Origin of the sequence: Nocardioides sp. S5 (assembly GCF_017310035.1) — a bacterium.
GTDB lineage: Bacteria > Actinomycetota > Actinomycetes > Propionibacteriales > Nocardioidaceae > Nocardioides.
In genome coordinates this window covers 736,816-758,518 of record NZ_CP022296.1, presented here as the reverse complement: position 1 = coordinate 758,518, position 21,703 = coordinate 736,816, and the positions used below count along the sequence as shown (strand labels likewise).

General features: G+C 71.4%; 21 protein-coding genes. 10 read left to right on the top strand and 11 right to left on the bottom strand.

The genetic code is table 11. The features are described 5' to 3' along the window. The first annotated feature begins 19 nt into the window (after positions 1 to 19). Both CFI00_RS03785 and CFI00_RS03780 read left to right on the top strand, forming a co-directional pair. On the top strand, positions 20 to 493 hold the full coding sequence (locus tag CFI00_RS03785) for a hypothetical protein (protein WP_207083955.1): 474 nt from the start codon (positions 20 to 22) through the stop codon (positions 491 to 493). Next, entirely contained in the window at positions 490 to 1,233 is a 744-nt protein-coding gene (locus CFI00_RS03780; RefSeq protein ID WP_207083954.1) for a phosphoglyceromutase, read from the top strand. The genes CFI00_RS03785 and CFI00_RS03780 overlap by 4 nt, the downstream gene beginning before the upstream one ends. A gap of 9 nt (positions 1,234 to 1,242) precedes the next feature. Here the strand turns inward: CFI00_RS03780 and phoU are convergent, their stop codons facing one another. Then, positions 1,243 to 1,893 carry a phosphate signaling complex protein PhoU gene (phoU, locus tag CFI00_RS03775; protein ID WP_207083953.1) on the bottom strand — a complete coding sequence of 217 codons (651 nt, stop codon included), beginning with the start codon at positions 1,891 to 1,893 and terminating at the stop codon, positions 1,243 to 1,245. 119 nt (positions 1,894 to 2,012) lie between these two features. Here phoU and CFI00_RS03770 point away from each other — a divergent pair, with 119 nt between their 5' ends. From CFI00_RS03770 to CFI00_RS03760, 3 genes are all read left to right on the top strand, one after another. After that, the gene (locus tag CFI00_RS03770) at positions 2,013 to 3,263 is read left to right on the top strand and encodes an ATP-binding protein (RefSeq protein ID WP_207083952.1); all 1,251 of its coding nucleotides are present in this window, start codon (positions 2,013 to 2,015) and stop codon (positions 3,261 to 3,263) included. Continuing rightward, the gene (locus CFI00_RS03765; protein ID WP_207083951.1) at positions 3,260 to 3,937 is read left to right on the top strand and encodes a response regulator transcription factor; all 678 of its coding nucleotides are present in this window, start codon (positions 3,260 to 3,262) and stop codon (positions 3,935 to 3,937) included. Before CFI00_RS03770 ends, CFI00_RS03765 begins: the two co-directional genes overlap by 4 nt. Positions 3,938 to 4,018: 81 nt before the next feature. Then, complete coding sequence (locus CFI00_RS03760) at positions 4,019 to 4,927, top strand: DMT family transporter (protein ID WP_207083950.1); 909 nt, start codon at positions 4,019 to 4,021, stop codon at positions 4,925 to 4,927. Positions 4,928 to 4,930: 3 nt separating this feature from the next. On the opposite strand, the gene CFI00_RS03755 is transcribed toward CFI00_RS03760, so the two are convergent. The 4 genes from CFI00_RS03755 to CFI00_RS03740 all read right to left on the bottom strand — a co-directional run bounded on the left by CFI00_RS03755 (position 4,931) and on the right by CFI00_RS03740 (position 8,057). Then, positions 4,931 to 5,428 carry a YbjN domain-containing protein gene (locus tag CFI00_RS03755; RefSeq protein ID WP_207083949.1) on the bottom strand — a complete coding sequence of 166 codons (498 nt, stop codon included), beginning with the start codon at positions 5,426 to 5,428 and terminating at the stop codon, positions 4,931 to 4,933. Then, positions 5,425 to 6,681, bottom strand: coding sequence for a D-inositol-3-phosphate glycosyltransferase (mshA, locus tag CFI00_RS03750; protein ID WP_242532665.1), 1,257 nt, complete (start codon positions 6,679 to 6,681; stop codon positions 5,425 to 5,427). Before mshA ends, CFI00_RS03755 begins: the two co-directional genes overlap by 4 nt. Positions 6,682 to 6,780: 99 nt before the next feature. Next, positions 6,781 to 7,143, bottom strand: a complete 363-nt coding sequence (locus CFI00_RS03745) for a hypothetical protein (RefSeq protein WP_207083947.1) — start codon at positions 7,141 to 7,143, stop codon at positions 6,781 to 6,783. A 38-nt stretch (positions 7,144 to 7,181) separates the two neighbouring features. Next, entirely contained in the window at positions 7,182 to 8,057 is an 876-nt protein-coding gene (locus tag CFI00_RS03740; RefSeq protein ID WP_207083946.1) for a ribonuclease HI family protein, read from the bottom strand. 25 nt (positions 8,058 to 8,082) lie between these two features. Between CFI00_RS03740 and CFI00_RS03735 the strand changes: the two genes are divergently transcribed. Next, positions 8,083 to 8,838: an SDR family NAD(P)-dependent oxidoreductase gene (locus CFI00_RS03735; protein ID WP_207083945.1), complete on the top strand. Its 756-nt coding sequence runs from the start codon at positions 8,083 to 8,085 to the stop codon at positions 8,836 to 8,838. A 20-nt stretch (positions 8,839 to 8,858) separates the two neighbouring features. Continuing rightward, positions 8,859 to 9,548 (top strand): amino acid racemase, encoded by a 690-nt coding sequence (locus CFI00_RS03730; protein WP_207083944.1) that lies wholly within the window; start codon positions 8,859 to 8,861, stop codon positions 9,546 to 9,548. Between the two features lie 6 nt (positions 9,549 to 9,554). On the opposite strand, the gene CFI00_RS03725 is transcribed toward CFI00_RS03730, so the two are convergent. Then, a complete protein-coding gene (locus CFI00_RS03725) occupies positions 9,555 to 10,394 on the bottom strand; it encodes a hypothetical protein (RefSeq protein WP_207083943.1) in 840 nt (279 codons plus the stop codon). Between the two features lie 177 nt (positions 10,395 to 10,571). Between CFI00_RS03725 and CFI00_RS03720 the strand changes: the two genes are divergently transcribed. Both CFI00_RS03720 and CFI00_RS23820 read left to right on the top strand, forming a co-directional pair. After that, positions 10,572 to 11,966 (top strand): OFA family MFS transporter, encoded by a 1,395-nt coding sequence (locus CFI00_RS03720; protein ID WP_207083942.1) that lies wholly within the window; start codon positions 10,572 to 10,574, stop codon positions 11,964 to 11,966. Beyond that, positions 11,963 to 12,091, top strand: a complete 129-nt coding sequence (locus CFI00_RS23820) for a hypothetical protein (protein WP_269209489.1) — start codon at positions 11,963 to 11,965, stop codon at positions 12,089 to 12,091. Before CFI00_RS03720 ends, CFI00_RS23820 begins: the two co-directional genes overlap by 4 nt. On the opposite strand, the gene CFI00_RS03715 is transcribed toward CFI00_RS23820, so the two are convergent. Further along, positions 12,081 to 13,331, bottom strand: a complete 1,251-nt coding sequence (locus tag CFI00_RS03715) for an SAM-dependent methyltransferase (protein WP_207083941.1) — start codon at positions 13,329 to 13,331, stop codon at positions 12,081 to 12,083. The two genes, CFI00_RS23820 and CFI00_RS03715, sit on opposite strands and share 11 nt — an antisense overlap. A gap of 103 nt (positions 13,332 to 13,434) precedes the next feature. After that, the gene (locus tag CFI00_RS03710; RefSeq protein WP_207083940.1) at positions 13,435 to 14,319 is read right to left on the bottom strand and encodes an NUDIX domain-containing protein; all 885 of its coding nucleotides are present in this window, start codon (positions 14,317 to 14,319) and stop codon (positions 13,435 to 13,437) included. Positions 14,320 to 14,349: 30 nt separating this feature from the next. Between CFI00_RS03710 and CFI00_RS03705 the strand changes: the two genes are divergently transcribed. Next, on the top strand, positions 14,350 to 15,402 hold the full coding sequence (locus tag CFI00_RS03705; protein ID WP_207083939.1) for an acyltransferase family protein: 1,053 nt from the start codon (positions 14,350 to 14,352) through the stop codon (positions 15,400 to 15,402). On the opposite strand, the gene CFI00_RS03700 is transcribed toward CFI00_RS03705, so the two are convergent. From CFI00_RS03700 to CFI00_RS03690, 3 genes are all read right to left on the bottom strand, one after another. Then, entirely contained in the window at positions 15,394 to 16,185 is a 792-nt protein-coding gene (locus tag CFI00_RS03700) for a lysophospholipid acyltransferase family protein (protein WP_207083938.1), read from the bottom strand. The two genes, CFI00_RS03705 and CFI00_RS03700, sit on opposite strands and share 9 nt — an antisense overlap. A gap of 52 nt (positions 16,186 to 16,237) precedes the next feature. Continuing rightward, the gene (locus tag CFI00_RS03695) at positions 16,238 to 17,485 is read right to left on the bottom strand and encodes a geranylgeranyl reductase family protein (protein ID WP_207083937.1); all 1,248 of its coding nucleotides are present in this window, start codon (positions 17,483 to 17,485) and stop codon (positions 16,238 to 16,240) included. A gap of 300 nt (positions 17,486 to 17,785) precedes the next feature. Further along, entirely contained in the window at positions 17,786 to 21,631 is a 3,846-nt protein-coding gene (locus CFI00_RS03690) for a DNA-directed RNA polymerase subunit beta' (protein WP_207083936.1), read from the bottom strand. Positions 21,632 to 21,703: the final 72 nt, after the last annotated feature.

Sequence of the window (21,703 nt, the reverse complement as noted above, 5' to 3'; positions counted from 1 at the left end):
CGACGCTAGGCTGTGCGCCATGCAGCTCCGACCCCTCGCGATCGCCGCGGCAGTTCTCGCACTCGCCGCTCCGCTGTCCTCCTGCGGCTTCGACTACGCCACCGAGCGTGACTACACGCCCGGCAGCGGTGCCAACAACCGCGAGGGCGTGGTCGACGTCCTGTCGGCCGTCGTGGTGTCGGGAGCCGAAGGCTCCGGCACCTTCGTGGCGTCGCTGTCGAACAACGACATCGACGAGGAGCAGACCTTCACCGGACTCTCTGCCGGCGACGGCGCGACGGTCGAGGTCACGGAGTTCGAGCCCGTCGAGATCCCTGCGGGTGGCCTGGTCAACCTGGCCGAGCCGCCGGCCGAGATCGTCCTGACCGGCGAGTTCGGCGCCGGCGACGTCGTCCCGCTGGCGGTCGACTTCGGCAGCGGCGAGCGCGTGATGCTCAACGTCCCCGTCGTCTCCGACGACAGCGGCTACTGGGAAGGCTTGGACGCCTCATGACGTACACCCTGGTCCTGCTCCGCCACGGCGAGAGCGACTGGAACGCCAAGAACCTCTTCACCGGCTGGGTCGACGTCGACCTGACGGAGAAGGGCCGCGCGGAGGCCGTGCGCGGCGGCGAGCTCATCAAGGACGCCGGGCTGCTTCCCGACGTCGTGCACACCTCGCTGCAGCGCCGCGCGATCACCACCGCGTGCCTCTCCCTCGACGCCGCCGACCGCCACTGGATCCCGGTCAAGCGGTCGTGGCGGCTCAACGAGCGCCACTACGGCGCGCTGCAGGGCAAGGACAAGAAGCAGACGCTCGAGCAGTACGGCGAGGAGCAGTTCATGCTCTGGCGCCGCTCGTTCGACACCCCGCCGCCGCCGATCGCCGACGACGACGAGTTCTCGCAGGCGGGCGACCCCCGCTACGCCGACCTCGGCGACGAGATGCCCCGCACCGAGTGCCTCAAGGACGTCATCGCACGCTTCCTCCCCTACTGGGACGGCGAGATCGTGCCGGACCTCCAGGCCGGCAGGACCGTCCTGGTCGCCGCGCACGGCAACAGCCTGCGGGCGCTGGTCAAGCACCTCGACGGCGTCTCCGACGAGGACATCGCCGGGCTCAACATCCCCACCGGCATGCCGCTGGTCTACCGCCTCGACGAGGACCTGCGTCCCACCGTCCCCGGTGGCGAGTACCTCGACCCCGAGGCGGCGGCGGCCGCCGCGGCCGCGGTCGCCAACCAGGGTCGCTGAGGGCGTACGTCAGTCGCGCTCGGGCCGCTCGCCCGTGACGACGAAGACCACGCGGTTGGCCACTGACACCGAGTGGTCGGCGATGCGCTCGTAGTAGCGACCAAGCAGGGCGATGTCGACCGCGGCCTCGACGCCGTGCTTCCACTCGGTCGACAGCAGCTCGGTGAAGCTGCGGCGACGCAGCTGGTCCATGACCTCGTCGTCGCGGCCGAGCTCGATCGCGGCGTCGACGTCGCGGTCCACGATGATCCCCCGGACCCGGCGCACCATGTCCTCGGCGGTCTCGGCCATCCGCTCCATCGTCGGACGCAGCTCGTCGGGCACGGCCACCGACGGCACGCGCAGCCGGGCGATCTTGGCGACGTGGACCGAGAGGTCGCCCATCCGCTCGAGCTCGCTGACCATCCGCAGCGCGGAGACGATCATCCGCAGGTCGCCGGCGACGGGCTGCTGGAGCGACAGCAGGGCGAAGGCGGTGTCGTCGACCCGCTCGCGGGCGTCGTCGATCGCCTTGTCGTTGCTGATCACCTGGTCGGCGGTGTGGATGTCACCGGTCATCAGGGCCCGGGTGGCCTCGCGGACCGCGACCTCCACCTGCCCGCAGATGTCGGAGAGGTCGGCGAAGATGCCGTCGAGCTGGTCATGGAAAGCCTCACGCATGTGCCCACCCTAGGCAGCCAAAGCGAACAGCCGTACGTCGTCGATGAACGGCGCGTGAACACTCGGCGCCCGGCGTCCAGCCGGTCGGGGCACCCCGTCCTGATGCGTACGATGTGAGCGTGGATCCGACGATGCAGGCTGGTCTGGCCGCGCTGATCGGGGCCATCGTGGCGGGCGGCGCGATGCTCGCGTGGCACATCAGCGACCGCCAGCGCCACACGCTGCCGCAGGTCGAGGCGCCCGTCGTGCAGGCGGGAGCCGCCGCGGTGCTCAGCATCCTGCGCTCCAGCGCGGTCGTGGTCGACGAGGCCGACCACGTCCTCAAGGCCTCCGCGCCGGCGTACGCCTTCGGGCTGGTGCGCGGCAACAGCGTCGTGGTCCCCGAGCTGCTCGACATCGTCGCGCAGGTGCGCCGCGACGGGCAGATCCGCGAGAGCGACATCGACATGCCGGCCGCCGACGGCGGGTTCAACCGCACCCTGACCGCACGCGTCGCTCCCCTGGGCGCCCGGCTCGTGCTGGCGCTGGTCGAGGACCGCACCCGTGAGAAGAGGGTCGAGGCCGTCCGGCGCGACTTCGTCGCCAACGTCAGCCACGAGCTCAAGACCCCTGTCGGCGCGATCCGGCTGCTCGCCGAGGCCGTCACGGACGCCTCCGACGACCCGGAGGCGGTGCAGCGCTTCGCCAACCGGATGCTGACCGAGAGCGACCGGCTCTCCAAGCTCGTCCAGCAGATCATCGAGCTGTCCCGTCTCCAGGGCCACGACCCGCTCGAGACGCCGGTGATGGTCGACCTCGACGCCGCCGTGGCCACCGCGGTCGACACCAGCGCCATGGAGGCTGCGGCGAAGGAGATCGTCGTGGAGTCGCGCGGCGAGCACGGCCTGGAGGTCTACGGCTCCCAGGAGCAGATCGGCGCCGCCATCAGCAACCTGGTCGCCAACGCGGTCGCCTACTCCAACACCGGGTCGCGCGTCGTGGTCACCACCCGCGCCGAGGGTGCGCAGGTGCACATCTCGGTCGTCGACCAGGGCATCGGCATCCCGGCCGAGGACATCGACCGCATCTTCGAGCGGTTCTACCGCGTCGATCCCGCACGCCACCGCTCCACCGGGGGCACCGGGCTGGGCCTGTCGATCGTCAAGCACGTCGCCGCCACCCACGGCGGCGACATCTCGGTGTGGTCGGTGCAGGGCCAGGGGTCGACCTTCACGCTCACCCTTCCCCGCAACTCCGAGCCCGCCTCCGGCACCGGCACCACCCCCGTCGAGGTCGTCGCACCCGCGCAGACCGAGGCACCCCCGCTCGTCAGCACTCCTGACGCCCCCCACGCCACCAGCAGCACCCACCGAAGGGACCACCCCGCATGACCCGGGTACTCGTCGTCGAGGACGAAGAGAGCTACAGCGACGCCCTCGCCTACATGCTCCGCAAGGAGGGCTACGAGGTCGCCATCGCCGCCGACGGCAACACCGCCCTGACGGAGTTCGACCGCTTCGGGCCCGACATCGTGCTCCTCGACCTGATGCTGCCCGGCGTGCCGGGCACCGAGGTGTGCCGCCAGATCCGGCAGTCGTCGTCGGTCCCGGTGATCATGGTCAGCGCCAAGGACGACGAGGTCGACAAGGTCGTCGGCCTCGAGCTCGGCGCGGACGACTACGTCACCAAGCCCTACTCCCCCCGCGAGCTCGTCGCCCGGATCCGGGCGGTGCTGCGGCGCGGCCAAGAGCCCGAGCTGATGCCCGACACCCTCGAGGCCGGCCCGGTGCGGATGGACGTCGAGCGCCACGTGGTGACCGTCGACGGCACCGAGCAGCGCCTGCCGCTGAAGGAGTTCGAGCTCCTGGAGATGTTCCTGCGCAACCCCGGCCGGGTGCTCACCCGCGGCCAGCTCATCGACCGGGTCTGGGGCTCCGACTACGTCGGCGACACCAAGACCCTCGACGTGCACGTCAAGCGGCTGCGCGCCAAGCTCGAGCCCGACCCGGGCGAGCCGAAGTACCTCGTGACCGTGCGTGGGCTCGGCTACAAGCTGGATCTCTGAGCCCCTGGGACCGGCGGGAAGTCGGCGTACGACGTCCGGAATCCGCTGGCGGTCCGTCATGACCGAACCTAGCCTTGACCCGTGACCACGACGACCTCCCCCGCCACTCCCGCCACCACGGCCCCCGCGCCGTGGCTGCCGATCACGGCGGGGGCGATCACGCTGGTGATGTGGGCCTCGGCGTTCGTCGTCATCCGTCACGTCGCGCACGACGTGAGCCCCGGGGCCCTCGGCGCCGGGCGCCTGCTCGTGGCGGCACTCGTCGTCGCGCCGCTGGTGCTGCGCCGGGGCTGGGTGCGGCCCCACCGCCGCGAGTGGGCGCTGCTGGCCCTAGGCGGGGTCGGCTGGTTCGGCGTCTACAACCTGGCGCTCAACGCCGGCGAGCGGCACGTCGATGCCGGCACCGCGGCGATGATCATCCAGATCGGGCCGGTGATCGTCGCGCTCCTGGCGGTGCCGCTCTTCGGTGAGCGCCTGCACTCGTGGCTGCTCGCCGGCATGGTGGTGGGCTTCGCCGGGGTGGCCGTCATCGCCAGGGGGTCCTCGACCGACGCCGACGCCAGCCTGCTCGGCGTCGGGCTGGTGCTCGTCGCCGCCGCGATGTACGCCGTCGGCGTGCTGACCCAGAAGGTCCTGCTGCGCCGGCTCCCGTCGGTCCAGGTCGTCTTCGTCTCGTTCCTCACCGGCGCACTGATCTGCCTGCCCTTCTCCGGCGACCTCCCGGGCATCGTCGCCGACGGCGGCGCGGAGCTGTGGTGGATCGTCTACCTCGGCGTCCTGCCGACCGCGGTGGCGTTCACGACGTGGGCCTACGCCCTCACCCACACCGACGCCGGCGCCCTGTCGCTGACCACGTTCCTCGTCCCCGGGATCGCGACGCTGGTCGCGTGGCTGACGATCGACGAGGTGCCTCCGTCGCTGACCTTCCTCGGGGGTGCGCTGGCGATCGTGGGCGTGCTGATGACCCGGCGGAGGCCGAGGCAGGGTTGAGGCTCAGGCCTCGAGCCAGCCGCGGAAGGCCTCGAGGTTGCGGGTCGACTCGCCCCGCGAGGTCCGCCACTCCCACTCCTTGCGGATCGAGGTGGCGAAGCCGAGCTCGAGGATGGCGTTGAACGACTCGTCGGCGTTGGCCAGCACCGAGCCGAGGACCCGGTCGAGCTCGTCGGGCTCGACCGCGGACAGCGGGAGCCGCGCCTCGAGGTAGATGTCGCCGGCGTGGTCCACGGCGAACGAGACGGCGTACATCCGCAGGTTGCGCTCGAGCAGCCAGCGGTAGACGCGGGCGTGGTTCTCGTCGGGGTTGCGGCACACGAAGGCGTGCACGCCGAGCGCGTGGGCGCCGACGTCGAGCCGGACGGGTGTCTGCAGCTTCTTCTCCCCGGGCAGGGTCAGCGAGAAGCTCGCCCCCTCCACGCCCTCGCGGGTGCGCTCCTCGTGCTCGATCTCGTTGTCGGCGAGGTAGGTACGGACGACGTCGACGGCGCTGGTCATGACGCCATCTCAGCACGCATGCGGCTGCCGGCCCGTTCGTAGGCGAGCAGGGTGCGCTCGGCAGTGTGCTCCCAGGAGAACTCCTGGGCGTGGGCGATCGCCCCGCGACCGAGCCGCTCGACCAGGTCCGGGTCGTCGATCAGCCGGCGCAGGCTCGCCGCCCAGTCGCGCGGCTCGTGGGTGTCGACCAGCAGGCCGCTGATGCCGTCGCGCACGACGGTGGTGAGGCCGCCGACCGCGGCCGCCACGACGGGCGTCCCGGTGGCCTGCGCCTCGACGGCCACGAGACCGAACGACTCGTTGTACGACGGCACGGCGACGGCCGTGGCCGCCGACGACCAGACCGACAGCTCGCGCTGGGTGACCGGCGGGACGAAGCGGACCACGTCGGCGATGCCGAGGTCGGCGGCCAGGTCGGCCAGCGCCGTGGGGTGCTCGAGCCCGGACCCCGAGGGCCCGCCCACGACGGGTACGACGAGCCGGTGCCGCAGGGACGGGTCCTGCTCGAGCAGCACGCCGACGGCGCGCAGCAGAACGTCGGGCGCCTTCAGTGGCTGGATGCGCCCGGCGAAGAGCAGCACGACGGCGTCCACGGGGAGGCCGAGCTCACGGCGCGCCTCGGCGCGGCCACGCGGGACGAAGACCGAGAGGTCCACGCCGGGGTGGATCACCTCGACGGCGTCGGGGCTGGCGTCGTAGAGGTCCACCAGCTGCCGGGCCTCGGTGTCGGTGTTGGCGACGAGGAGGTCCGCGGCCTCGACCACCTGCTCCTCCCCGATGACCCGCGAGAGCGGCTCGGGGCTGTCGCCGGCGGCCAGTGCGGTGTTCTTCACCTTGGCCATGGTGTGCATGGAGTGCACGAGCGGCACGTTCCACCGGTCGCGGGCGAGCGCGCCCACCTGACCGGAGAGCCAGTAGTGCGAGTGCACCGCGTCGTAGTGGCCGAGCGGCTGCATCGCCTCGGTGCGCAGCACCTCGCGGGCGAAGGTGCACAGCTGACCGGGCAGCTCACCCTTGGTGAGCCCCTCGAAGGGACCGGCGGCGACGTGGCGCACCAGCACCCCGTCGGCCGCCTCGACGACCTGCGGCAGCGAGGAGGAAGTGGCGCGCGTGAAGACGTCGACGTCGATGCCCTGCGCGGCCAGGCGCCGCGACAGCTCGATGACGTAGACGTTCATCCCGCCCGCGTCGCCCGTGCCCGGCTGGTCCAGCGGTGAGGTGTGCAGGCTGATCATCGCCACGCGCTCGCCCACGCTGTCTCCTTCGTCGAGGTCCTGGTCAGGGGTGCCCGGTCGGGGCATCTCCGGCACAACCACGCCGCGCCCCCGGGGATTCCCGGGGTGACCCGTGCCTCAGCGCGAGTGCGCTCCCGACGTACGTCCGCTGCCGCGGCGCCGCACGAGCCCGATGGCGCCGAGCAGCGCGGCCAGGATCCCCCATCCGCCGTCGTACCACGGGCTGTCGGGCGGTCGGAACGCCTCGACGAGCGACAGCGCCAGCAGGGCGCTCGCCAGGGCCACCAGGACCCGCATCCCCACCGCGTCGCTCTTCACGAGCCCGGATCCGAAGAGTCCGGCAGCGGCCAGCACGCAGGCCAGGCCGACGAAGTGGAGGGTGCTGGGAAGGGGGTCGCTCCCACCGCCGAGCAGCGCGTGGAGGATCCACAGCAGTCCCCCGGCCAGGGCGAGGGGTGCGGCGAGCTTCGCTGGGGCCATCCGGGGAGTGTGCCAGAACGCGGGTGGTTGCTCACCGCTCACGGCTCGTCGGTCCCCTGGTGGAAGCGCTGCCGCCAGGTGCCGCCGTCGCGCACCCACAGCGAGCTGCGCAAGGTCGAGCGCCCGTCCGCAGCGGCGCGCCACAGCAGCAGGATCGTGTCGGGGCCCAGGCGGTCGATCCCGACCACCTCGAGCGCCACCGGCGCGATCGGGCCGATCTCGTCGAGGACGTCCTCGCGGGTCCACAACCGGCCCGAGCGACCGACCTCGCGCCAGTCGGGGTGCAGCAGCGCGGCGACCGCGGCGCGGTCCGCGCGCACGTCGTCGGTGAGCAGGGCGCGCTCCATGGCGACGACGTGCTCCTCGTCGGTGAGCGCCAGGTCCTCGAGGTCGGAGAAGAGGTCGGGCTCCTCCTCGACCTGGCCGACCGCGGCGGCCGGGTGCGAGGTGCTGCTGCCGGCGAAGCCGGGGCCCGGGTCTGGCTCGGCGCCGCGCTGGTGGGCCGTGGCGGCGGCGTTGGCCCGCTTGTCGGCGGCCTCGTTGAGCGGGTGGCCGGCGTGGCCCTTGACCCACTCGAACTGCACCTTGCGCCCCTGCATCGCCTCGTCGAGCGCCTTCATCAGCTCGACGTTCATCACGGGCTTGCCGTCGCTCTTCTTCCAGCCCTTGCGCTTCCAGTTCTTCATCCACTTGGTGATCGAGTCGATGACGTACTTGCTGTCGCAGTAGACGAGCAGGGGCTCGTCGAGGTGTGCGGTCTGCTGGAGGAGGTCGAGCACGGCCATCAGCTCGCCCATGTTGTTGGTGCCGTGCGGCCAGCCGCCCGAGGCCCAGCAGCCGTCGTCGACGTACCACGCCCACCCGGCGGGGCCGGGGTTGCCGAGTGCCGAACCGTCTGCCGCCGCGATGATCACGCCGACATCTTGGCAGGATGGACCCATGAGCGATGACAGGACCTCGCAGCCCCGCACCGCCGTCGTCACCGGCGCCTCCAGCGGCATCGGCGCAGCCACGGCCCGCGCCCTCGCCGCTCAGGGCTTCCGGGTCGTGTGCGCGGCCCGCCGCACCGACCGGATCGAGGCGCTCGCCGCGGAGATCGGCGGTCAGGCTGTCACGTGCGACATCACCGACGCCGCGTCCGTCGAGGCGCTGGCCGCCGCCGTGCCGGTGTGCCACGTGCTGGTCAACAACGCCGGCGGGGCCGTGGGTGTCGACCGCGTCGACGAGGCCGACCTGGACGCCTGGCGCTGGATGTACGACGTCAACGTCCTCGGCCTGGTGCGGGTGACGCAGGCGCTGCTGCCCGCGCTGCGCGCCAGCGGGGACGCGGTGGTCGTCAACGTCGGCTCCACCGCCGGACGGTGGGCGTACGAGGGCGGTGGCGGCTACACCGCCGCCAAGCACGGCGTGAAGGTCGTGACCGAGACGCTGCGCCTCGAGCTCAACGGCGAGCCGATCCGGGTGTGCGAGGTCGCGCCCGGCATGGTGCAGACCGACGAGTTCTCGCTCAAGCGCTTCGCCGGCGACCAGGCCCGCGCGGACGCGGTCTACGCCGGGGTCGACCAGCCGCTGCTCGCCGAGGACGTCGCCGACGCCATCGCCTGGGTCGCCACCCGTCCGTCACACGTCGACATCGACGAGCTGGTGATCAAGCCGCGCGCCCAAGCAGCGGCACACAAGGTGCACCGGTCGTGAGAGATGGCAGACTTCCGCGCGTGAAGACCATCGGACTCGTCGGCGGCATGAGCTGGGAGAGCAGCGCGGTCTACTACCGCGACCTCAACCTCGGGATGCGGGACCGCCTGGGCGGGCTCTCCTCGCCGAAGCTCGTGCTCACCACCGTCGACTTCGCGGAGGTGACCCACCTCGAGGACGACGAGCGCTGGGACCAGGTCGGCACGCTGCTCGCCGACGCCGCCCGCGCGGTCGAGCGCGGCGGCGCCGACTTCCTGCTCCTGTGCACCACGACCTTCCACAAGGTCGCCGAGCAGGTCGAGGAGGCGGTCGACATCCCCGTGCTCCACCTCGCCGACGTCGTCGCGGCCGCGGTCCGCGCCGCCGGCATCGAGACGGTCGGGCTGATCGGCACGAAGGTCGCCATGCAGGAGTCCTTCTTCGTCGACCGGCTCGCCAGCCACGGTCTCTCCGTCGTCGTGCCCGACACCAGCCACCACGACTTCCTCAACGACGCCATCTACGAGGAGCTCGTGCACGGTGTCGTCCTCCCTCGCACCCGGGCCCGCGTCGTGTCGATCATCGAGGAGCTGTGGGACGCCGGCGCAGGCGGCGTGCTGCTCGGCTGCACCGAGCTCGAGCTCCTGGTGAAGCAGGCCGACGTCGAGCTCCCGGTCTTCCCGTGCACGACCCTGCACGTGCAGGCCGCACTGGACGCCGCGCTGGCCTGAGGTCCCTCAGCCGGTGATGGGCAGCCCGCGGGCGGTCGCGAGCCAGCGCAGGGCCGTCCACGCCGGTGAGCGCAGGTCGGTGACGCCGGCCGCGACCGGGAGCGGGACCCGCAGCACCTGCGAGGCCGCGCCCTCGGTGCTCAGCAGCAGGTCGCGCCCGGCGAGCGCGACGCCCTCGCCCTGGTCCTGGGGCGGCAGGTCCCACGACGCGACGGGCTGCCACGAGGGGTACGCCGCCAGGTGGGCGCTGCCGTAGGTCCGCATCACCACACCGCCGCCGCCGGGGAGGAACGTCGCGTCGGTGACGATGCCCGGCGCACGGCCGACCTCGACGAGGGCGTTGGGGCGGTCGGACCTCAGCAGCCGCGGAGCGGCGTACGCCGTGCCGGAGAAGACGCCCTTGGTGACCACGAGCAGCTGACCGGTCAGCGGGTGGGCCAGGAGCGCCTCGGCATCTTGCGCGCCGTCGGGGTAGACGAGGTCGTAGGCCTCCGGGACCACGGTCGCGTCCTGGCGACCCACCGGGACGCGCAGCACCTGCACGGAGTCGCGGGCGCGTCGGTTGTCGCCGATGTCGCCCACCCAGACGTGGCCGGCCCCGGCCGGCGCCAGCGCCTCGACGTCCTCGGGCGCCGGGGACCAGGACGTGGTGCCCACCGTGTCGCCCGTGGCGGGATCGACGGCGAAGACCCGTCCGCTGTCGCCCGAGTCGTTGGTGGTCACCACGAGCCCGTCCGCGACCAGGAGACCGCTCGACTCAACGATGTCGGGATCGGTGAGGACGAAGGCCTGGTCACGCTCGGCGGCGCTGCCGCCAGCGGCCCCCACCAGGAACGGGAGTGCCACGAGGCACGCCAGCCCCAGTCGCCGCGCCTCCACCACACCCCCACCGTAGCCCCGGCCCCGTCGGGCGACCGTTCGTCGTGCCGGGGCGACCGCTCGTCGTCACGCCCCTACGGGTAGGTGACATCTCAACCACCTGTCCGTAGCGTGACTGCGGTCACTCTCGGGAAGGAGAGTTCCATGTCGGTCCTCGACAAGAAGGCGATCGTCGCGCACCCGGGCTACAGCCGCTGGCTGATCCCGCCCGCCGCGCTCGCGGTCCACCTCTCCATCGGACAGGTCTACGCGTTCTCTGTCTTCAAGAACTCACTGGTCGCCTCGTTCGACACCAGCCTCACGGCCATCGGCTGGGTCTTCTCGATCGCCATCGTGATGCTCGGTCTCTCCGCCGCCTTCCTGGGCACGTGGGTCGAGCGCTCCGGGCCTCGCAAGGCCATGCTGGCCGCAGCGCTCTGCTGGGGCACCGGATTCGTCGTCGGGTCGGCGGGCATCGCGACCGGGCAGCTGTGGCTCCTCTACCTCGGCTACGGGGTGATCGGCGGCATCGGGCTGGGCATCGGCTACATCTCACCGGTCTCCACGCTGATCAAGTGGTTCCCCGACCGTCCGGGCCTCGCGACCGGCATGGCGATCATGGGCTTCGGCGGCGGTGCGCTGATCGCCTCACCGCTGTCCAACCGCCTGATGAGCGTCTACGACCCCGGTTTCGTGGCCACCGAGCCGGGCGCAGTCGCCTCGGGCCCGGCACTGGCACAGACCTTCCTGACGCTCGGCATCGTCTACACCGCGTTCATGCTCGTCGGTGCCGCGCTCGTGCGGGTCCCCCCGGGCCACGGTGACGACAGCACCGCCGAGCACTCCACCGGGACCAACGGGGCACTGGTGCGCGCCTCTTCGGCGATCCGCACACCGCAGTTCTGGTTCCTGTGGGTCGTGCTGTTCTGCAACGTCACCGCCGGCATCGGGATCCTCGAGCAGGCGTCACCGATGATCCAGGACTTCTTCCGCGAGAACGGCACCAGCGCCGTCACCGCTGCGGCAGCCGGCGGTTTCGTCGGCGTGCTCTCACTGGCCAACATGCTCGGTCGCTTCGTGTGGTCGACCACCTCGGACCATGTCGGGCGCAAGCGGATCTATGTCATGTACCTCGGTGTCGGGCTGGTCCTCTACCTGTTGCTCGCGCTGTTCGGCAGCGTCTCTCCCTTTGTGTTCGTAGCGCTGGCCGCGGTCATCATCTCCTACTACGGGGGCGGGTTCGCCACCGTCCCGGCCTACCTCAAGGACCTCTTCGGCACGCTCGAGGTGGGCGCGATCCACGGCCGCCTGCTGACGGCGTGGGCCGCCGCCGGTGTGGCCGGACCGCTCATCGTCAACGGCATCCTCGACCGCGTCGGCGAGCCCGGCGCGCTCGTCGCCGCTGACTACCAACCGGCCTTGTTCACCATGGTCGGGGTGCTCGCCGTCGGCTTCATCGCCAACCTGATGATCAAGCCCGTCTCCGACGCCCACTTCGACCACGACGCGCACGCTGCCAACGAGGAGCGCGTCGCCACCCGCCAGGAGGCCACCCGATGAGCACCTCGCAGAGCTCCCCCACCAGCCCCGTCCTCATCGCCCTGGCATGGCTGCTGGTCGGGGTCCCGCTGGCCTACGGCCTGTGGCAGACGCTGGTGCGCGCCTCGGCGCTCTTCACCGGCTGAGACCGCCGCCGAGCAGCTCGCCGAGCCGGGGACGTACGCCCCACGCGGCGAGCAGCTCGTCGTACTCCTCGACGGCGCCGGCACCACGCGCGCCGGTGCGCACCGCGCGGAGCAGCGTGTTGCGCGGGGTGTGGGCGCTCTCGACGAACTCCACCACGTCGACGCGGTAGCCCTCGCGGCGCAGCAGCGAGGCCCGCAGGGCGTCGGTGAGGGTGTCGGCGAACCGCTCGCGCAGGATCCCGTGGCGGGTGAGCATCGCGTAGGGCGCGGGAACCTCCGCGGTCCGCAGCTGGCTGGCGATGTCGTGGTGGCAGCACGGGGCCGCGAGCACCAGCGAGGCCTGCCACTCCACGGCCCGGGCGAGCGCGTCGTCGGTGGCGGTGTCGCAGGCGTGCAGCGCCAGCACGACGTCGGGCGCCTGCTCGAGCCGCACCTCACCGATCGAGCCCACCACGAAGTCGGCCTCGATCCCGAGCCCGGCGGCCACCTCGGTGTTGTGGTCGGCCGACTGCTGCTTCACGTCGACGCCGGTCATCCGCACCGGCAGGCCGCGGCCGCCCTCGGCGACGGGTGCGGTGAGGAAGCGGTGGGCGGCGAAGGTGAGGTAGGCGTTGCCGCAGCCGAGGTCGACGATGCGCAGCGGGTCGTCCGCGCTCGGCGTACGCACGTGCCCCTGCTCCAGCGCCTCGCCGAGGCTGGCGTCGAGCAGGCGCACGAACTCCTCGACCTGGCGGTACTTCGCCTGCCGCGTCGGCTTCACCCGGCCCTGCGCGTCGCTGATCCCGAGGGCCACGAGCACGGGGTCGTCCTCCGCGAGCAGCCGGTCCTTGGTCCGGTCGTGGTCGCGCGAGACCTCGACCGCCTCCGCGCGGGCGGACGTGTGGAGCAGCGGCGCGCCCTTCTTCGTCACGCGGAGCTGGTGGGTGGCGTCGCTCGTGTCGACGTGCCAGTTGGCGAAGGGCTCGGCCAGCAGCGCATCGACGACGGCCCGGGCGTCCTTGCCGAGCGCGTGGTTGGTGGTGTGCGCCTGCGTCGCGTCGTACGCGGTCACCTGGAGGTGCCGTCCGGCCTTGAGGTCCACCACGCGGACCTCGACGCGGCGCACCTCGCGCCCCTGCACCACGGGTGCGGGCCCGCCCCTGCGGCGGCCGCTGGCCAGGGCGCGCACCAGGGAGTCCGCATCGAGCACGGCCGCCCGCAGGCGGTCCCACTCCGGTGCCGCGGCGTGCCCGTCGCTCACAGGACCGCGGCGAGGACGACGATGAGGATGAGGGCTCCCAGCGCCACCGGGATGACGAGTCGGCGGTGGCGTGGGTTCATGGCACCATCCTAGGTCCGCCGCCTCAGGCCAGGCGCAGCGCGTGCGTCACCACGTCGAGCACCGGCACGCGGCCGGACTCGACGTCCGCGCGGGCCACCCAGGCGACCTCGTCGGTCGTGCCGTCGACCTCCACGACGCGCGGCTCACCGTCGTCGACCGTGGCGGCGAAGAGCAGGTGGATGCCGTGGTAGTCCTCGATCCGCCCGGACGGGGCGGGGCCGGAGAAGTGGGTGTCGTGGACGTCGAGCAGGTCGCCGACATCGCAGGACAGGCCGCACTCCTCCTCGACCTCGCGAGCCAGCGCCACCGCCGGTCGCTCGCCGTGGTCGACGCCGCCTCCGGGCAGGGTCCACGACCCGGGGTGCGCGGCCCGCGCCGACAGCCGCGTCAGCAGCACGTCGCCACCGCGCTGCACCACGGCGTACGCCGCGACCCGCTGCAGCCGGTGCGGCTGGTGGTCGACGAGGGCGTCGGTCACCTGCGCGGCCACCGGCACGAGGCCCGACGCGACGTCCTCGACCCGGTGCCAGGCGGACTCGACGGTGGAGCCGTCCACCTCGACGACCCGTGGCGCCGGAGCGTCCGTGGGCACCCAGGCGTCGTAGACGATGCGGATCGCGTGCGCGTCGACGAGCAGGCCGTCGCGGGCCGCGCGGGGCATGTGGGCGCTGTAGACGCGGGCGGTCTCGCCGACGGTGGCGTCGAGTCCGGTCTCCTCCCGGATCTCGCGCAGCAGCGCCGCCCGGGGGTCCTCACCGTGGTCGACGCCGCCGCCGGGCAGGGTCCACATCTCGGTGCGCGACACCCTGGGCGCGAGCCGGCTGAGCAGGATCTCGACCGCACCGGCGCGCTCGCGGAGGATGACGGCGTACGCCGCCACCCGCTGTCGCCTCGGCAGGGATGCCATGGGTCCAACCTAGTGAAGTAGCGTGTGCAGGTGGCTCCCCCGTCCCGTGATCCGTGGCTCGACAACGTCAAGATGGTCCTCGTCACCCTCGTCGTCGTCGGGCACGCCATCGGTCTCGTCGAGGAGAGCGCGGGCAGCCACTGGGTCTACGACTTCATCTACCTCTGGCACATCCCGGCCTTCGTCTTCGTCAGCGGCTACCTCTCCAAGTCCTTCGAGTGGGACCGCCGCCGGCTCAAGAGCCTCGTCTACACCCTTGCGATCCCCTACCTGCTCTTCGAGCCGGCGCTGTTCTACTACCGCCGCGAGGTGGCCGGCGAGGGTGTCGAGTACCCGCTGTGGCTGATCCCGCACTGGACGATGTGGTACCTCGTCGTGCTGCTGATGTGGCGCCTGATCACCCCGGTCCTCAAGCGGCACTGGCTCTTCCTGCCGCTGTCGGTGGTCGTGAGCCTGCTCGGCGGGCTGTGGAACGACGACACCCTGATGATCCCGCGCTTCCTGGGCCTGCTGCCGTTCTTCGTGCTCGGCCTGCACCTCAAGCCGCGCCACCTGCACCGCCTCGACGACGTCTGGGTGCGGGTCGCGGCGGTGCCGACCCTCATCGGCATCGGCGTCATGGCCGTCTACACCGACACCTGGGCCGAGACCGCGCTGCTCTGGTACGACACCGGCTACGCCGAGATCCCGATCGACAACGAGATCGTCTTCCAGACCCGCCTGACGGTGATGATGGTGGGGCTGCTCGGGGCCTTCGCGGCGATGTCGTTGATCCCACGCCGCTCGCTCGGGTGGTTCACCACGATGGGCACCGCGACGATGGTGATCTACCTCTTCCACGGCTTCGTGATCAAGACCTTCCTCCCCCTCGGCTGGCCGGACTTCACCGCTGACCACCGGGTCCTCGGGCTCGTCATCACGATCGTCGGCGCGGTCGGCCTGGCCCTGCTGCTGGCCAGCCCGCCCGTACGCCGGGTGCTGGAGCCGCTCACCAACCCGGCCGGCACCCTGGAGAAGCGCCTCTCCCGCCGCCGCGACGAGCCGACGACCCACCAGGAGTCGACGCCGACCCCCTCAGGATGAGGACGGGCCCCAGGTCGGGCTGACCGCCGAGCGCGGCACCACGTCGAGGTGCGCCGCCTGCGCCCGCGTCGGGGCGTGCCCACCGAGGTGTGCCGGGTGCCAGGGAGCGTGCTCGCCCGGGCGCGGCAGGTGGTGGGACTGGTGCTGGAGCGCCTCGAGCTGGCCGGTGAGCACCACGCCGAGGTGACGGGTCCACGCGGTGAGGTCCTCGCCGGGCCCGATCGTCATCGGCGCACCGAAGTCGACGTCGACGCGGCGTCCGCGGGCCAGGCACGGCCGTGGCCCCTTGCCCCGCTCGTCGGGCACGCCGACCGACCACACCCGCTGGGAGCCCCACAGCGCCACCGGGACGACCGGGGCGCCGGTCTCGCGCGCCAGGCTGGCGACGCCACGCATCAACGAGCGGACCGTGTAGGAGTAGGAGATCCCCGCCTCCGGGAAGGCGCCGACCGCCTCTCCCTCACGCAGCAGCCGACGCGCGGTGACGTACGCCCCCGCCGGCGCCTCCCGGTCCACCGGGACGTGGCGCATGCGGTCCATGGCCGCGCGCACCAGGGGCAGGTGCCACACGTCGTGGCGGCACATGAAGCGCACGAAGCGCTGCCGCTCTCGCGCCGCGGCGCCGATCATCAGGAAGTCGGGGTAGCTGACGTGGGTGGCGGCGAGCAGCACCGGACCGCTCGCCGGCAGGTGCTCGAGCCCGGTCGCCACCGTGCGGATGCCGAACGCGCGCAGCGCGGCGCCACCGAGGAGGTTGGTGGCGCGGTAGACGTGCTCGCTCATGCCCGTCGTTCGGCGCGGCGGGCCGCGCGGATCGGCCGGGGCGAGCCGTCGCTCACGAGAACGGCGGACGCGCGTCGCGGGCCATCGACCGCCTGCCGGCCCAGCGCCACACGCGGGCGGCACGGTCCCGGTCGGCGTCGTCGACGAGGTTGCCCATCCAGCGCAGGGCCAGCGTCATCAGCCAGTCCGAGCGCATCCCGGCGGGACCGAGCGCGGCGACCACCTTGGGCTGCGTGGCGACCCCGGCCAGCCGGCGGGCGATGGAGAAGGCCTCGCCGTAGTGCTCGACGAGGGTCGCGCGCCACGCCTCCCCCAGCCCGACGCCGCTCGCGATGTGCTCGGCGACGAACCGGCCGGTCTCGAGGCCGTAGTCGATCCCCTCCCCGTTGAGGGGGTTGACGCACGCCGCGGCGTCGCCGATCAGTGCCCAGTTGGGACCCGCCACGTTGCTCACCGCGCCGCCCATCGGCAGCAGCGCCGAGGTCGGCGCGCGCAGCTCGCCGGACAGCCCGAAGTCCTCGCCGATCGTGTCGGCGTAGGTCTGCATCAACGGCTTGATCGCCACCTCGGCCGGTCGACGGCTCGTCGCGAGCGTGCCGGCCCCGAGGTTCACCGTGCCGTCGCCGAGGGGGAAGATCCAGCCGTAGCCCGGGACCAGCTCGCCCTGCTCGTCGCGCAGCTCGAGGTGGGAGCTGATCCACGGGTCGTCGGACATCGCGGAGTCGACGTAGGAGCGCCCGGCCACGGCGTAGACGGTGTCACGGTGCCACTCGCGTCCCAGCAGCTTGCCGAGCGGCGAGCGCACACCGTCGGCGACCACCAGCCACTGGCAGGCGATCTCGAAGGTGCCCTCCGCGTCGCGGAACTCGATCGCCGCGACGCGCTCACCCTCACGGCGTACGCCGACCGCGCGGGCGCCGTCCACGGCGAGGGCGCCGCTCTTGATGGCCACCGTGCGGAGGTGGTCGTCGAGCTCGGTGCGCGCGACGGCCGAGCCCCAGTCCGGCAGCGAGCCGCCCGGCCAGGGCAGCAGCAGCGTCTGGCCGAAGCCGTGCGCGCGCAGGCCGTGGTTGACCGTGTGGGCGCGCAGCCAGTCCTCGAGACCCAGCTTCTGCATCTCACCAATCGCACGGGGCGTGAGCCCGTCGCCGCAGGTCTTGTCCCGCGGGAAGGTGGCGGCGTCCACCAGCACGACGTCGAGACCGGCGCGCGCCGCCCACGCCGCTGCGGCCGAGCCGGAGGGCCCGGCGCCGACGACGAGGACGTCGGCGGAGGTGGGGCGTGAGGAGGGGGTGGTCACCCCGCAATTCTCGCAGGCGGGTCACAACGTCGCGGCATCGCGGCGGCCGTGGCTGTGGCGCTCGCGCGACGCGGGCTCATCTCGGGAAGCCGCCGGGCGAGGCTCCCTCGGCGGTCGAGCCGCTGCGGAAGCTGGCCTCCGACCCGGTCACCGAGCTCGCCGCGCGCGTGCAGGCCACGCTCGCCGAACGGGTCCGGGCGATCACGCCGTGATCAACGCACAACGCCCGACCTCGCAAGCGAGGGCGGGCGTTGGTGCTACTCGATCTGGTTCGTCACACCAGAGCTGATCGCTTCGCGATCAGTTCTGGTACGAACCAAAGTCGAAGTCGTCGAGTGCGACGGCCTGCGACGACGGACCGAAGTCGTAGTCGTAGGAGTCGTAGCCGGTGACCGAGTAGGCCGCTGCACGCGCCTCCTCGGTGGGCTCCACCCGGATGTTGCGGTAGCGCTCGAGGCCGGTTCCGGCCGGGATGAGCTTTCCGATGATCACGTTCTCCTTCAGGCCACGCAGGCTGTCGGAGCGACCGTTGATCGCGGCGTCGGTGAGGACCCGGGTGGTCTCCTGGAAGGAGGCCGCCGAGAGCCACGACTCCGTCGCGAGCGAAGCCTTCGTGATGCCCATGAGCACCGGACGACCCGAGGCCGGCTTGCCGCCCTCGGAGACCACGCGACGGTTCTCCTCCTCGAACCGCACCCGGTCGACCAGGTCGGACGGGAGCAGGTTGGTGTCACCGGACTCGATGACCGTCACGCGGCGCAGCATCTGCCGGATGATGATCTCGATGTGCTTGTCGTGGATCGACACGCCCTGGGACCGGTAGACCTCCTGGACCTCGTCCACGAGGTGCTCCTGCGCCTTGCGGACACCCAGGATGCGCAGGACGTCCTGCGGGTCGGGCGTACCGGAGGTGATGTGGTGACCCACCTCGATGTGGTCACCGTCCTCCACGTTGAGGCGCGAGCGCTTGGAGACCGGGATCTCCTGGGGCTCGGTGCCGTCGTCGGGGGTGACCACGACGACGCGGGCCTTGTCGCTCTCCTCGATCTTCACGCGACCGGCCGACTCCGAGATCGGCGTACGACCCTTGGGCGAGCGGGCCTCGAAGAGCTCGACCACACGGGGCAGACCCTGCGTGATGTCGTCCGCGGAGGCCACACCACCGGTGTGGAACGTACGCATCGTCAGCTGCGTGCCGGGCTCACCGATGGACTGGGCGGCGATGATGCCGACCGCCTCACCGATGTCGACCAGCTGGCCGGTGGCCAGCGAGCGGCCGTAGCACTTGGCGCAGGTGCCGGTGCGGGCGTCGCAGGTCAGGACCGAGCGGACCTTGACCTCGGTGACGCCGGCAGCCACGAGCTCGCCGATCTTGACGTCGCCCAGGTCCTCACCGGCGGTGGCGAGGACCTCGCCGGTCTCCGGGTGGGTGATCTCGACGGCGGAGGCCCGGGCGTAGGCCGAGGTCTCCACGTGCTCGTCGTCGATGCGCTTGGGCAGGCCACGCTCGGTGCCGCAGTCGTCCTCACGGATGATGACGTCCTGCGACACGTCCACCAGGCGACGGGTCAGGTAGCCCGAGTCGGCGGTGCGGAGCGCGGTGTCGGCCAGGCCCTTGCGGGCACCGTGGGTCGAGATGAAGTACTCGAGCACCGAGAGGCCCTCGCGGAAGTTGGCCTTGATCGGGCGCGGGATGATCTCGCCCTTCGGGTTGGCCACCAGACCACGCATGGCCGCGACCTGCCGGATCTGGTTCATGTTTCCCGACGCACCCGAGTCGACCATCATGTAGATCGGGTTCTTGCGGTCGAAGTTGGTCTCCATCGCACGACCGACCTCAGCAGCAGCCTGGGTCCACAGCTCGATGAGCTCCTGACGACGCTCGTCGTCGGTCATCACACCGCGCTCGTAGTTCTTCTGGACCTTCTCGGCCTGGGCCTCGTAGCGGCCGAGGATCTCGACCTTGCTGTCGGGCGTGGTGACGTCGTCGATCGAGACGGTCACACCCGAGCGCGTGGCCCAGTGGAAGCCGGCATCCTTCAGGGCGTCGAGCGAGGCTGCGACCTGGACCTTGGTGTAGCGCTCGGCCAGGTCGTTGACGATCGCGCCGAGGCGCTTCTTGCCGACCTCCTCGTTGACGAAGGGGTAGTCGGCCGGCAGCGTGTCGTTGAAGTGCACGCGGCCCAGCGTCGTGTCGAGCAGGACCGCGGTCCGCTCCTCCCAGTCGGCACCCATCTCGAGGTCGAGCGGCGGGACGATGTCGCTGAGGCGGATCTTGATCTTGCTCTGCAGGCCGATCTCGCCACGGTCGTAGGCCATGATCGCCTCGGACGGCGTGGAGAAGATGCGGCCCTCGCCGACCTCCCCGTCACGGTCCGCGGTGAGCCAGAACAGGCCGATGATCATGTCCTGCGAGGGCATGGTCACCGGACGACCGTCCGACGGCTTCAGGATGTTGTTGGTCGACAGCATCAGGATGCGGGCCTCGGCCTGCGCCTCCGCGGACAGCGGAAGGTGCACGGCCATCTGGTCACCGTCGAAGTCGGCGTTGAACGCGCCGCACACGAGCGGGTGGATCTGGATGGCCTTGCCCTCGATCAGCTGCGGCTCGAAGGCCTGGATGCCGAGGCGGTGCAGGGTGGGCGCACGGTTGAGCAGCACGGGGTGCTCGGTGATGACCTCTTCGAGGACGTCCCACACGACCGGGCGCGCACGCTCGACCATCCGCTTGGCGGACTTGATGTTCTGCGCGTGCGACAGGTCGACGAGGCGCTTCATCACGAACGGCTTGAACAGCTCGAGCGCCATCTGCTTGGGCAGGCCGCACTGGTGGAGCTTGAGCTGCGGGCCCGAGACGATGACCGAACGACCCGAGTAGTCGACGCGCTTGCCGAGCAGGTTCTGGCGGAAGCGACCCTGCTTGCCCTTGAGCATGTCGGACAGCGACTTCAGCGGCCGGTTGCCCGGACCGGTGACGGGACGACCACGACGGCCGTTGTCGAAGAGGCTGTCGACGGCCTCCTGCAGCATCCGCTTCTCGTTGTTCACGATGATCTCGGGGGCACCGAGGTCGAGGAGACGCTTGAGGCGGTTGTTGCGGTTGATGACGCGGCGGTAGAGGTCGTTCAGGTCGGAGGTGGCGAAGCGGCCACCGTCGAGCTGGACCATCGGACGCAGGTCCGGCGGGATCACCGGGACGGCGTCGAGCACCATGCCGATGGGCTGGTTGCCGGTCTTGCGGAAGGCGTCGACGACCTTGAGACGCTTGAGGGCGCGGACCTTGCGCTGGCCCTTGCCGTTGGCGATCGTGTCGCGCAGCGACTCGACCTCGGCCTCGATGTCGAAGTCCTGGAGGCGCTTCTGGATCGCCGTGGCGCCCATGTGGCCCTCGAAGTACTTGCCGAACCAGTTCTTCATCTCGCGGTAGAGCAGCTCGTCGCCGAGCAGGTCCTGGACCTTGAGGTTCTTGAACGTGTCCCAGACCTCCTCGAGGCGCGCGATCTCACGGTTGGCGCGGTCACGGAGCTGGTTCATCTCGCGGTCGGCACCGTCGCGCACCTTGCGCTTGGCGTCGGCCTTGGCGCCCTCGGCCTCGAGGGTGGCGAGGTCCTCCTCGAGCTTCTTGGCGCGGTCGTCCACGGAGGTGTCGCGACGCTTCTCGAGGCGCTCGCGCTCGAGCCCGACCTTGTTCTCGAGGGACTCCGAGTCGCGGTGACGCGCCTCCTCGTCGACCGAGGTGATCATGTAGGCGGCGAAGTAGATGACCTTCTCGAGGTCCTTCGGCGCCAGGTCGAGCAGGTAGCCCAGGCGCGACGGGACGCCCTTGAAGTACCAGATGTGGGTCACGGGCGCGGCGAGCTCGATGTGGCCCATGCGCTCGCGGCGGACCTTCGAGCGGGTGACCTCGACGCCACAGCGCTCGCAGATGATGCCCTTGAAGCGCACGCGCTTGTACTTGCCGCAGTAGCACTCCCAGTCCCGGGTGGGACCGAAGATCTTCTCGCAGAAGAGGCCGTCACGCTCGGGCTTGAGCGTGCGGTAGTTGATGGTCTCGGGCTTCTTGACCTCGCCGTGGCTCCACGTGCGGATCTCGTCCGCGGTGGCCAGGCCGATCTGAAGCTGGTCGAAGAAGTTAACGTCAAGCACTTGGCTGTGAGTCCTTCGTTAGTACGTGGGAAAGCTGAGCGGTGGACTGAGGGGCGGTACGCCGGCCGGAGC